At 70.5% G+C, this 12,685-nt stretch carries 8 protein-coding genes; 4 read left to right on the forward strand and 4 right to left on the reverse strand.

Going from position 1 to position 12,685, the window contains the following annotated elements; all coding sequences use genetic code 11:
* Nucleotides 1-76 precede the first annotated feature (76 nt).
* Complete coding sequence (locus H0E84_RS06145; protein WP_180677757.1) at nt 77-1,159, reverse strand: homocysteine S-methyltransferase family protein; 1,083 nt, start codon at nt 1,157-1,159, stop codon at nt 77-79.
* A gap of 33 nt (nt 1,160-1,192) precedes the next feature.
* The gene (locus H0E84_RS06150; protein ID WP_180677758.1) at nt 1,193-2,122 is read right to left on the reverse strand and encodes an ArsR/SmtB family transcription factor; all 930 of its coding nucleotides are present in this window, start codon (nt 2,120-2,122) and stop codon (nt 1,193-1,195) included.
* A 95-nt stretch (nt 2,123-2,217) separates the two neighbouring features.
* Between H0E84_RS06150 and H0E84_RS06155 the strand changes: the two genes are divergently transcribed.
* The 3 genes from H0E84_RS06155 (at nt 2,218) to H0E84_RS06165 (ending at nt 9,440) form a co-directional block, all read left to right on the forward strand.
* A complete protein-coding gene (locus H0E84_RS06155) occupies nt 2,218-3,468 on the forward strand; it encodes an acyl-CoA dehydrogenase family protein (protein WP_219339617.1) in 1,251 nt (416 codons plus the stop codon).
* Between the two features lie 109 nt (nt 3,469-3,577).
* Nucleotides 3,578-8,581, forward strand: coding sequence for an NAD-glutamate dehydrogenase (locus tag H0E84_RS06160; RefSeq protein WP_180677760.1), 5,004 nt, complete (start codon nt 3,578-3,580; stop codon nt 8,579-8,581).
* Between the two features lie 82 nt (nt 8,582-8,663).
* Entirely contained in the window at nt 8,664-9,440 is a 777-nt protein-coding gene (locus tag H0E84_RS06165) for an NAD kinase (protein WP_180677761.1), read from the forward strand.
* A 27-nt stretch (nt 9,441-9,467) separates the two neighbouring features.
* Here the strand turns inward: H0E84_RS06165 and H0E84_RS06170 are convergent, their stop codons facing one another.
* Nucleotides 9,468-10,655, reverse strand: coding sequence for an alpha/beta fold hydrolase (locus H0E84_RS06170; RefSeq protein WP_180677762.1), 1,188 nt, complete (start codon nt 10,653-10,655; stop codon nt 9,468-9,470).
* Between the two features lie 154 nt (nt 10,656-10,809).
* Here H0E84_RS06170 and H0E84_RS06175 point away from each other — a divergent pair, with 154 nt between their 5' ends.
* Nucleotides 10,810-11,715 (forward strand): 5'-nucleotidase, encoded by a 906-nt coding sequence (locus H0E84_RS06175; protein ID WP_180677763.1) that lies wholly within the window; start codon nt 10,810-10,812, stop codon nt 11,713-11,715.
* Nucleotides 11,716-11,875: 160 nt separating this feature from the next.
* Here H0E84_RS06175 and H0E84_RS06180 read toward each other — a convergent pair whose 3' ends face one another.
* Nucleotides 11,876-12,412 carry a DUF2939 domain-containing protein gene (locus H0E84_RS06180; protein WP_180677764.1) on the reverse strand — a complete coding sequence of 179 codons (537 nt, stop codon included), beginning with the start codon at nt 12,410-12,412 and terminating at the stop codon, nt 11,876-11,878.
* Between the last annotated feature and the right edge of the window lie 273 nt (nt 12,413-12,685).

The following is a 12,685-nucleotide window of genomic DNA, read 5'->3' on the forward strand; positions in this document are numbered from 1 at the left end:
ACTGCCAGGGAAGTTGGGATCAGCGGCGCGGGGGCGCGATGGCACCCGCGACGTGGAGGGTCGCCGCTCAGGCCGCTCATGCCGCCAGGCGGGCGGCGCCTGCGGCCTGCCGCGGCGCGACCCCGGCTACCGCGCCGGCGATGGCGCGGATGTGGTCGGGGGTGGTGCCGCAGCAGCCGCCGACGATGTTGAGCAGGCCGGACTGTGCGAACTCGTGGAGGGTGGCGGCCATCTCGTCGGGAGTTTCGTCGTATTCGCCGAAGGCGTTGGGCAGGCCGGCATTGGGGTGGGCGCTGATGTGGCAGTCGGCCAGGCTGGCGAGGGCCTCGACGTGCGGGCGCAGCTCGCGCGCGCCGAGCGCGCAGTTCAGCCCGATCGACAGCGGCCGCGCATGCTGCAGCGAGTACCAGAACGCCTCGGCGGTCTGCCCCGAGAGGGTCCGCCCGGAAGCGTCGGTGATCGTGCCGGAGATCATCACCGGCAGGCGCGCGCCGCGCCCCGCGAAGACCTCGGACAGCGCCACCAGCGCGGCCTTGGCGTTGAGCGTGTCGAAAACCGTCTCCACCATCAGTGCGTCGGCGCCGCCGTCGATCAGCCCTTCGGCGGCCTGGCTATAGATCGCGACCAGGGTGTCGAAGTCGACCGCCCGGAAACCGGGATCGTTGACGTCGGGGCTGATCGAGGCGGTGCGGCTGGTCGGGCCGAGCACGCCGACCGCGAAGCGCGGGCGGTCGGGGGAGCGCGCCTGCACCGCGGCGCAGGCCTCGCGTGCCAGCCTGGCGCCCTCGCGATTGAGCTCGCCGACCAGGTGCTGCAGGTGGTAGTCGGCCAGGGAAATGGCGGTGGAGTTGAAGGTATTGGTCTCGACCAGGTCCGCGCCCGCCTCCAGGTAGGCGGTGTGGATGTCGCGGATCAGCCCGGGCCGGGTGAGGCTGAGCAGGTCGTTGTTGCCCTTCTGGTCATGCTCCTCCCTGGGGGCGTCGTCGCCGGCGAGACTGTCGTATCCGCCGGCGAATCGTTCGCCGCGATAGTCGGCCTCCTGCAGGTCGTGGCGCTGGATCATCGTGCCCATGGCGCCGTCGAGCACGAGGATGCGGCGGTCGAGGGCATCGAGCAGGGCGGCGGTGCGTTGCGGGTCGTGCCAGGGCAGAGCGTGCATGGTCGGGCTCCAGGCGGGATCGGAAGGAACGGCTCAGGGCCGGGCGGCGATCAGCGAGACCACCTCGAAATGCGGCGGCCGACGTTCGCGGGTGACGGTGTCGATGTGCTGCAGCCGCAGGCCGGCCTTGTCGACGAAGCGCCGCAGCTCGCGCTCGCCGAAGCCGAGATTGACGTGGTCGTAGGCGGCGACCACGGCCTGGTGCTCGTGGCGGGCGAGGCTGCTCAACAGCAACCGTCCGCCGGGACGCAGCACCCGCGCTGCTTCGGCCACCGCCTGCGCCGGCCGGGCGGCATAGGTGAGCGCGTGCATCAGCACCACCAGGTCGAAGCTGGCGTCGGCGAAGGGCAGGGCGTGCATGTCGCCTTCGCGCACCTCGACGTTGTCGTAGCGGCGCAGCCGTTCGGTGGCGGCGTTGACCACCCGCCTGCTGGTATCGACGCAGACGTAGCGGCTGGCGTGCGGCGCCACCAGTTCGGCCAGCACGCCGTCGCCGGAGGCGATATCGAGCACGTCGCCCGCTTCCAGCAGCGGCAGCGCCGAGCGCGCCAGCGCCTCCCAGGTGCGCCCAGGGGAATAATGGCGCTCCATGTCGCCGGCCACCGAATCGGCCCAGTTGCGATCGGACGCGCGCGTCGCCAGCACTGCCGGAAGGCGTTCGGCATCCTGGCGCAGCAGCGCATCGTCGCTGCCGTCGCGCAGGGTGCGCCAGAGCTGCTGCAGGGCGGGATCGAGCGGCGCATCGTCGAAACGGTAGTACGCGGAGACGCCGGCGCGCCGGTCGCGCACCAGCCCGGCCTCCTTGAGCCGTGCCAGGTGGGTGGAGACCCGCGGCTGCGCCAGCCGGGTGACCGCGGAGAGTTCGGCGACGGTCAGTTCCTCGCGCTCGAGCAGCGCCAGCAGCCGCACCCGGGTGGCGTCGGCCAGCACCTTCAGGCGGGTGGACCAGCTCTCCAGATCCATCAATATCTTTCCATCGCGATCTAAGGATGGAAGTGTTACGCCCATGCGGCGGCGGGTCAAGGGGCGCGCCGGGGACGCCGCTGCGCGGCACCGCAATGGCGGCCGCCTGCGGTCGCGCGCGCCGGTGGCTGGGGATTCACCTGACCGCGCGCGACGGCGAGGCTACAATTGCGCTTTCAATCGAGTCGGAGCCCGACGTGGATTTTGGCTACACCGAAGAGCAGCTGATGATCCAGGAGGTGGCGCGCCGGATCGCCCAGGAGAAGATCGCACCGAGCGCAGAGGGCTTCGACCGTTCCGGCGAGTTCCCGCTGGACAACATCCGCCTGCTCGGCGAGAACGGCCTGATGGGGATCGAGGTGCCCGGCGAGTACGGCGGCGCGGGCATGGACCCGGTGGCCTACGTGCTGGCGATGGTCGAGATCGCCGCCGCCGACGCCGCGCATTCCACGATCATGTCGGTCAACAATTCGCTGTTCTGCAACGGCATCCTCACCCACGGTACCGAGGAGCAGAAGCAGGCCTACGTGCGCCCCATCGCCGAGGGTGCCGAGATCGGCGCCTTCGCGCTGACCGAGCCGCAGTCGGGGTCCGACGCCACTTCGATGCGCTGCCGCGCGGCGAAGCAGGCCGACGGCAGCTTCCTGATCAACGGCAAGAAGAGCTGGATCACCTCCGGGCCGGTGGCGAAGTACATCGTCCTGTTCGCGATGACCGAGCCGGACAAGGGCGCCCGCGGCATCACCGCGTTCCTGGTCGATACCGCCCGCGACGGCTTCCATCGCGGCAAGACCGAGCCCAAGCTCGGCATCCGCGCCTCGGCGACCTGCGAGATCGAGTTCCAGGACTACGTCGCCCGCGCCGAGGACGTGCTCGGCGACGAGGGCCATGGCTTCAAGATCGCCATGGGCGTGCTCGACGCCGGCCGCATCGGCATCGCCAGCCAGGCGATCGGCATCGCCCGCGCCGCCTACGAGGCCACGCTGTCCTACGTGCGCGAGCGCAAGGCGTTCGGCCAGCCGATCGGCGCGTTCCAGATGACCCAGGCCAAGATCGCCGACATGAAGTGCAAGCTCGACGCCTCGCTGCTGCTGACGCTGCGCGCGGCCTGGCTGAAGGGCCAGGGCAAGCGCTTCACTACCGAGGCTTCGGTGGCCAAGCTCACCGCCTCCGAGGCGGCGATGTGGATCGCCCACCAGGCGGTGCAGATCCACGCCGGCATGGGCTACTCGAAGGAAATGCCGATCGAGCGCTATTTCCGCGACGCCAAGATCACCGAGATCTACGAGGGCACCAGCGAGATCCAGCGCCTGGTGATCGCCCGCCACGAAACCGGGCTGCGCTGATCCGCGCCCCGCGCAGCCCGTTCCAGGCCTCCGCCGCCGCAGCCGTCCAGGCAATCCTCCCGCATCGGCCCGTGCGCAAGCGCGGGCCTCATTCCATCCGAAACCCGCCATGAGCAAATCCGGTAAGAACGCCTCCAGTTCCCGCAAATCCGGCGCATCCGTCAAGGCCGCGAAAGGCCCGGGCAGGAAGCCCGGCGAGTCGCGGCCGGCGCGTCGCAGCTCGCTGCTCGAGCCGGTGTTCGACGCCATCCGCAAGCGCGTGGGTAACGAACGCCGGGCGGATGCCGACGCCTTCGCCGCCGCGTTCTACCGGCGCATGACCGCCGACGAGCTACCGCTGCACAGCGCCGAGGCATGGGCCGCCCTGGCCCACGGCTTCCTCGATTTCGCGCGTCGCCGCAAGCCCGGCGCCGCCAGCGTCAGGCTGTTCAATCCCAATTCCGCCGAGCACGGCTGGGACTCGCCGCACACGGTGCTGCAGATCGTCAACGACGACATGCCGTTCCTGGTGGATTCGGTGACCATGGCGCTGACCGAGCTCGGCATCGGCGTGCACGTGCTAGGCCACCCGATCATCGCCTTCCGCCGCGACCGCAAGGGCCATGCCCTGGCGGTGGGCGAGGGCGAGGCCGAGTCGCTGATGCACCTGGAGATCGATCGCCAGGCGCCGGAGGGGCTGGCCGACGTCGAGCGCAGGATCGTCCAGGTGCTGCGCGACGTACGCACGATCGTCGACGACTGGTCGACGATGCGCGAGAAGATGCTGCAGACCGCCGCCGACCTGGCCCAACGCGAACTGCCCGTGTCGGACGGAGAGCGCCGCGAGGCGCAGGAGTTCCTGCACTGGGCGGCCAGCGACCATTTCACCTTCCTCGGCTATCGCGAGTACAAGGTCAGGAAGCAGCGCGGCGAGGATGTCCTGTGCGCGATCGACGGTACCGGCCTCGGCCTGCTGCGCCACGGCGATTCCGGCAGGCCGCGGGCGCTGAGCAGCCTCGGCGCGCAGGCGGCGCGCCAGGGCGGCGTGATCGATCCGCTGATCCTCACCAAGACCAACTCGCGCGCCACCGTGCACCGGCCCGGCTACATGGACTACATCGGCGTGCTCGGCTTCGACGCCGACGGCCGGCCGGTGGCCGAGCAGCGCTTCATCGGCCTCTACACCTCGAGCGCCTACAACCGTCGGCCCTGGGAGATCCCGCTGGTACGGGACCGCTTCGAGCACGTGATGAGCGCCTCGGGCCTGCGCCAGACCGGGCACAGCGGCAAGGCGCTCAAGCACATCCTGGAGACGCTGCCGCGCGACGAGCTGTTCCAGTCCAGCGCCGAGGAGCTGCAGGCGCTGGGCGCGGGCATCCTGCAGCTGCAGGAGCGCAGCCGCAGCCGCCTGTTTCTGCGCCGCGACCGCTACGGACGCTTCTATTCGATCCTGGCCTACATTCCCCGCGACCGTTTCAATACCGAGGTACGGCTGCGCATCGAGGGCATGCTCAAGGAGGCGCTGGAGGCCGATCGCGTCGACACCAGCGTGCAACTGGGCGAATCTCCGCTGGCCCAGCTCCATCTGATCGTGCGCCCGCGCTCGGGGCTGGCCGGCGACATCGACCAGGACGAACTGGGCGCCGCGCTGGCGGAAATCGTGCGCAACTGGCAGGACGACCTGCGCGACGAGCTGGTCGAGCGCCACGGCGAGGCCGACGGCCTGCGCCTGGCGACCCGCTACGGCCGCGCGCTGACCGCCAACTACATCGAGCAGGCGACGCCCGCTGTTGCCGCCGCCGATGTCGCCCAGCTGGCGGCGCTGGAAGGTCCGGAGGACCTGCGCCTGTGCCTGTACTGCGCGCCGAACAGCGCTGCCGGCGAGGGTCCGCTGCGGCTGAAGCTGTTCCGCCAGAAGCGCGATATCCCGCTGTCCGACGTGCTGCCGATGATGGAGAACATGGGCCTGCGGGTGATCTCCGAGCATCCGTACCGGATCGAGGTCGACGGCCAGGCCCTCTACATCCAGGACTTCGAGGTCGAGGGCGGCGGCGCCGACATCGCCGTCGAGCGCGTCGGCGCCGACTTCGAGGAGGCGTTCGCCCAGCTGTGGCGCGGCGGCGCCGAGAACGACGGCTTCAACCGGCTGATTCTCGGCGCAGGCCTGACCTGGCGCCAGGTCTCGATGCTGCGCGCCTACTGCAAGTACCTGCTGCAGACCGAGGCGCCGTTCTCGCAGGCCTACGTCGAGGAAACGCTGGCCCGCTACCCGCTGCTGGCGCGGCTGCTGGTGGAGCTGTTCGAGGCGCGCTTCAACCCAATCGGCGACGGCGGGGACGCGCGGGCTGCGGACGAGGATGCCTCGCGGCTGGCGGAAGAGTTCCAGGCGCTGGCCGGCGACGATGCCGCGGCCGCGTCGACGCTGGCGGCGATGGTGCAGGCGCGCGGCGGTGGTCGCGAGCGCCGCTACCAGGCCATCCGCGAGGCGCTCAAGAGCCTGCTCGACCGGGTTTCCAGCCTCGACGAGGACCGGATCCTGCGCAACTTCATGGGCGTGATCGACGCCACCCTGCGTACCAGCTTCTACCAGCGCGCCGCGACGGGCTGGAAGGACTACGTGGCCTACAAGCTCGACAGCGCGCGGGTGCCCGACCTGCCCAGGCCGCGCCCCTACCGCGAGATCTTCGTCTACGGCCCGCACGTGGAAGGCGTGCACCTGCGCTTCGGCCCGGTGGCGCGCGGCGGCCTGCGCTGGTCGGACCGGCGCGAGGACTTCCGCACCGAGGTGCTGGGCCTGGTCAAGGCGCAGATGGTGAAGAACACGGTGATCGTGCCGGTCGGCGCCAAGGGCGGGTTCTTCGTCAAGCGGCCGCCGCCGGGCGGCGACCGCGACGCGGTGCTGGCCGAGGGCATCGCCTGCTACCGCCGCTTCATCCACGGCCTGCTCGACGTCACCGACAACATCGTCGACGGCGGGATCGTGCCGCCGGTGGACGTGGTTCGCCACGACGAGGCGGATCCCTACATGGTGGTGGCGGCCGACAAGGGCACGGCGACCTTCTCCGACATCGCCAACGGGATCTCGGCCGAGCACGGCTTCTGGCTGGGCGACGCCTTCGCTTCCGGCGGCTCGGTGGGCTACGACCACAAGGGCATGGGCATCACCGCCAAGGGCGCCTGGGAATCGGTGAAGCGGCATTTCCGCGCCCTCGGGCACGACTGCCAGGGCGAGGACTTCACCGTGGCCGGCATCGGCGACATGTCCGGCGACGTGTTCGGCAACGGCATGCTGCTGTCGCGGCACATCCGCCTGGTGGCGGCGTTCGATCACCGCCACATCTTCATCGATCCGGCGCCGGACGCCGCGGCGAGCTACCGCGAGCGCAAGCGCATGTTCGGCCTGGCCCGCTCCAGCTGGGAGGACTACGATCGCGGGCTGATCAGCGCCGGCGGCGGGATCTGGCCGCGCAGCGCCAAGTCGATCCCGCTGTCGAAGGCGGCGCGCGACGCGCTGGGCATCGACGCGGACGTCGATTCGATGAGCCCGGCCGAGCTGATGAAGGCGATCCTGAAGGCGCCGGTCGACCTGCTCTGGAACGGCGGCATCGGTACCTACGTCAAGGCGTCCAGCGAGAGCCACGCCGAGGTCGGCGACCGCGCCAACAATACGCTGCGCGTCGACGGCTGCGAACTGCGCTGCCGGGTGGTGGGCGAGGGCGGCAACCTGGGACTGACCCAGCGCGGCCGGATCGAGGCGGCCCAGGCCGGGGTGCTGCTCAATACCGACTTCATCGACAACTCGGCCGGCGTGGACACCTCGGACCACGAGGTCAACATCAAGATCCTGCTCAACGCCCAGGTGCAGGCCCGCAAGCTGAGCATGGCGGCGCGCAACAAGCTGTTGGCCGACATGACCGGCGAGGTGGAGTCGCTGGTGCTGTTCGACAACGTCCGCCAGAACCAGGCGCTGAGCCTGATGGAGCGGATGAGCGTGTCGAGGCTGGGCTCCAAGCAGCACTTCATCCGCACCCTCGAGGCGCAGGGCCTGCTGGACCGGCAGATCGAGTTCCTGCCGTCGGATGCGGAGATCTCCGCGCGCAAGGCGCGCGGCCAGGGCCTGACCCGGCCCGAGCTGGCGGTGCTGCTCTCCTACGCCAAGCTGGTCGCCTACCAGCAGATGCTCGATTCGGATATTCCCGAGGACCCGTACCTGTCCAAGGAGCTGCAGCGCTACTTCCCGGCACCACTGCAGAAGAAGTACGCGGCGGCGATGGAGAAGCACCGCCTGAAGCGCGAGATCATCGCCACCGCGGTGACCAACGCCACCATCAACCGCATGGGCGCGACCTTCCTGCTGCGCATGCAGGAGGACACCGGCAGGACCCCGGCCGAGGTGGCCAAGGCCTACACCATCAGCCGCGAGACGCTCAATGCCCGCGCGCTGTGGGCGCAGATCGACGGCCTGGACGGCAAGTTGCCCGAGGCGGTGCAGATCGATGCGCTGCAGGAAATCTGGAACCTGCAGCGGGCGTTCGTGCGCTGGCTGCTGAACCGGCCGGGCGAGATTCCCGCCATCACCCGCGCGGTGGAACGCTACACCGAGGCCTTCAACGAGATCCGCGGCGCCGACGCCATTCTTCCCGATTCCCAGCGCCCGGCGTTCGAGAGCGCACGGCAGGGCTGGCAGGAGCGCGGGATGTCGCCGGAGTTGGCCGAGGACTTGGCCGAATTGCCGTACCTGGGCCCGGTGTTCGACATCATCGAGCTGGCGCGGGCGCGCCGGCTGAAGCCGGTGGACGTGGCCAGGGTGCACTTCCGCGTCGGCGATGCGCTTCACCTGCCGTGGCTGTTCGCGCAGATCGACGCCCTGGAGGTGCAGGGGCGCTGGCACGCCGTGGCGCGCGGGGTGCTGCGCGACGACCTGCTCGCGCAGCAGACCCTGCTCGCCGGCCAGGCGCTGTCGATGGCGGGCCGCGACCCCGATGCGAAGGTGCGCGCCTGGATCGAGCGCGACGACCCGACCCTGCGCTTCGCCCTGGCGATGCTGGAAGAGATGTTCGCGCAGAAGTCGATCGACTATCCGACCGCCTCGGTGGCGGTGAGCCGGCTGGCGCAGCTGGCCGCGGGCAGCTGAGCCGGCCGCGGGCCCGTGCGCGCCGGCGGGCGAGGTGCCGGTTCGGGCTCGCCGCGACCGCCGGTGCGCTATCCTCGCGCCCATGAACTCCGCGCAGACGCCACGGGTCGCCTTTCTCGCCAGCGCCAGTTCCGACGCGCAGGAAGCGCTGCAGGCGCTGGTGGCCGAGCACGGCCAGCACGAGCCTGACGAAGCCGACGTGCTCTGCGCGCTGGGCGGCGACGGCTTCATGCTGCAGACCCTGCATCGCCACGGCGCGCTCGGCAAGCCGGTCTACGGCATGAAGCTGGGCGGAGTCGGCTTCCTCATGAACCAGTATCAGCGGCAGGGACTGCTCGAGCGCCTGCGCGCGGCCGAGCCCTCGGTGCTGCGACCGCTGGAGATGGTCGCGCAGACCGAATCCGGGGCCAGCGTGGGTTCGCTGGCCTACAACGAGGTCTCGCTGCTGCGGCAGACCCGCCAGGCCGCGCACCTGAGCATCGAGCTCAACGGCAAGCTGCGCCTGGAGGAACTGATCTGCGACGGCGTGCTGGTGTCCACGCCCGCGGGCAGCACCGCGTACAACTTCTCCGCGCACGGGCCGATCATGCCGCTGGGCGCCAGCGTGGTCGCGCTCACGCCGATCGCGCCGTTCCGGCCGCGGCGCTGGCGCGGCGCGCTGCTCAAGGCGCAGACCGAGGTGCGCTTCCGCGTCCTCGATCCCTACAAGCGGCCGGTCAGCGCCACCGCCGACTCGCACGAGGTGCGCGACGTGGTCGACGTGACGATCCGGGAATCGCGCGATCGGGTGGTCACGCTGCTGTTCGATCCCGAGCACAATCTCGAGGAGCGCATCCTCAGCGAGCAGTTCGTGGTTTGAGCGCCCCCACCGGAGTCGGAGATCCGGTCAGGGCGCAGTTTCGCCGATTTTCCCGGCCCGCCGATCGCGGCCGGAAGGCGCGCCCCGACCGCGGTTCTCGTCTTTGGCCAGCGGCAGCACCTCGTTGACCAGCGCCACCAGCGTCCGACCCGGCTCCTCGAGCGGCGTGAGGTGCGCCGAGTGCTCGAACCACACCGCATGCCGGGCCGGCGCCTCGACCCGCTCCAGCCACTCCGCCACCGGCTGCGACGGCGTGGCGTAGTCGTGGCGGCCCATGAACATGACCACCGGCGCCTCGACCTTGCGCACTTCGCGGAAGTCGATGACGTTCCACTGGCCGAGGATCCGGTCCAGGGTCAGCCGGCTGCCCTGGCCGATGGCGCGGCGATCGGCTTCGCTGTAGTCGGGCGACAGGCGCTGCGAGGCGAAAAAGTAGTCCGAGTTGTCGCGATAGGCGCTGTGTCCGCCGTAATGGAGCAACCACTTGCGCTGGCGGTCGATGCGACCGCCGCGCACGTCGCCGCCGGGGTAGGGCGCCAGCGCCTCCAGCTCGGTCACCGCTTCCTCGTTGCCCTCCGCCCTGGCACGCGCCAGCACGTGCTCATAGCCGACCGTCTCGCCGAGATCGGGCTGGATGATCTGGCCCACGCCGATGTAAGCATGCAGCCACTCGGGCTTTTCGACCAGCGTGCGCATGCCGACGATCGTGCCCCAGCTGTGGCCCAACACGAAGACCTTCTCCTTGCCGTAGGTCTCGCGCAGGTGGGCGATCAGCTCGATCGCGTCGTCGACGTAGCGCTGGATCCGGATCGTCGGCGCCACCGCCTCCGGATCGTTCTCGAGGTAGGTCTTGCCGGCCGCGCGCTGGTCCCACTGCACCACGGTGAAATAATCCTCCCACGGCCGCTGGAACGCCCACGCTGCCGGCATCACCGGTGCAGCAGGTCCGCCGTGCAGGTACAGCAGGATGGGGTTGTCGCGGTCGGTGCCACGCACCGAGATCCACTGGTCGATGCCGCCGAGACGGACGCGACGCAGCTCCTGCACGCCGTTGGGGGTGACGATGCGCTGCAGGTCGCCGATGATCCGTTTCGCCTCGGCGTTGGGGCCTTCGTCCTGCGGTGGCGCCGCCGGTCCGGCGGCGCGGGCGCCGGGCGCGGCGACGAGCGCGGCGAAACAGCTGGCGAGGACCAGTGCGTGCAGTAGGCGGCTCATGCAGGACTCCGTTCATGGGTATGCGGGCTCGCGCCAAGTGTCGCAACCGTGAGCCGCCGCGCGCAGTGTCGATCGTCACGACACGTACCGCAGCGCCGCGTGGCGGGGTCCGCTCCACTCGCCGCCGGGCGGGCCGATCGCGCATACTCGCGCCATGTCCGCCGCCACGCCCCCGCCGCTGATCGTCGCGATCTCTTCGCGGGCGCTGTTCGACCTCGAGGACAGTCATTCCGTGTTCGAGCGCGACGGTATCCAGGCCTACGCCGAACACCAGCGCAGCCACGAGGACGACGCGCTCGAGCCGGGCATCGCCTTTCCGCTAGTGCGAAAGCTGCTGGCTCTCAACGACGGCGCAGCGCTCGAGGCGCCGCGGGTGGAGGTGATCCTGCTGTCGCGCAATTCCGCCGACACCGGGTTGCGGATCTTCAATTCGATCCAGCACCACGGCCTGGCGATCTCGCGCGCCACGTTCACCTCCGGAGAGCCGACCTGGCCCTACATCCGGCCCTTCGGCGCGCAGCTGTTCCTGTCGGCGAATCCCGAGTCGGTCCGCAGCGCGCTGGCCAACGGGGTGGCTGCAGCGACGATCCTGCCGGCCAAGGCGCCGCAGCACCGCCACGACCAGTTGCGGATCGCGTTCGACGGCGACGCGGTGATCTTCGGCGACGAGGGCGAGCGGGTCTCGCGCGAGGGCGGCATCGACGCCTTCCACCGCCACGAGCGCGAGCGCGCGCGCGAGGCGCTGGCGGGGGGGCCGTTCCGCGCGTTCCTGTCGGCGTTGCACGACCTGCAGGCGGCCTATCCGCCGGGCGAAGCGTCGCCGATCCGCACCGCGCTGGTCACCGCGCGCTCGGCGCCGGCGCACGAGCGGGTGATCCGCACGCTGCGCGAGTGGGGGGTGCGCCTGGACGAGGCGCTGTTCCTCGGCGGGCGCCCGAAGGGGCCGTTCCTGGAAGCGTTCGGCGCGGACATCTTCTTCGACGATTCCCAGCACAACATCGACTCGGCGCGCCTGCACGTCGCGACCGGCCACGTCCCGCACGGCATCTCCAATCCGTAGAGCGGAGCTTGCTCCGCTGCTCCCGGTTCCGGAGCCCCCGCAGCCGAGCAAGCTCGGCTCTACGGGGCGTCCGCGCCGCCGGCCCGGCCCGCCGTTCGTAGAGCGGAGCTTGCTCCGCTGCTCCCGGCTCCGGAGCCCGCGCAGCCGAGCGAGCTCGGCTCTACAGCGGCAGGCGGATATCGGACAGTCGCCAGCGCAGACCCTTGCGGGTGAGCACGAACACGACCGGGCGGCCCGCGTCGTCGTGCACGGTGGCGCTGAAGCGGGAGGCCGATTCGTAGCGGTGCTCGGCATCCTGCAGAGGTTTACCTTGGCCATCCGCGCCGGCGTTCGGCCGTGGCGGAGCGCTGATGTCGACCCGGCGCCAGACCCGTCGCCCTTCCATCAGCGCGGCCAGCCCGACCGGGGTGACCATGGTCTCGACCAGACCGGCTGTGACGCCGCTGGCCACCTGCAGGCCGATCCTGCCGAGCACGCTGGCCTGGACCTCGGGCCCTGCGCGCCGCACCATGGCATCGTCGAGCTGCAGCTTGAGGCTGCCGCGCAGCGCCGGAAAGTCGACTTGGCGCGCCAGGGCGCGGGTATCGTCCTCCTGCACGGCCTGCTGGATGGCGCGGATGGTCAGGTATGGCCCCGCGGCGGTGTAGGCGACGAGCGCCAGCAGCAGTGCCGCGACAAGCCAGATCCATTTCCTCACGGGTCGCTCCGTTGTGGCCGGGTCGCCTCATAGTGTGCGGAGATACGCTGAACCGCGCCAGGCAGCCCCATCCGTTGCGGGGATCCATCACCGTCGCCACGGGGCTGCGCCAATGAATAAGCCGCGTCTGGCAGTTGGTTCCTTGGGAAGAGCGCTTTCGGTCGACCGCGGGGCGGGAGTCGCGCCGGGGGTGTTGCTCCGCCCTTCGGTCCGGCCGCGCCAGGCAGTCCCATCCGTTGCGAGGATCTTTCACCGTCGCCACGGGGCGGCGCC

The organism is Luteimonas salinisoli (assembly GCF_013425525.1).
Lineage (GTDB): Bacteria > Pseudomonadota > Gammaproteobacteria > Xanthomonadales > Xanthomonadaceae > Luteimonas > Luteimonas salinisoli.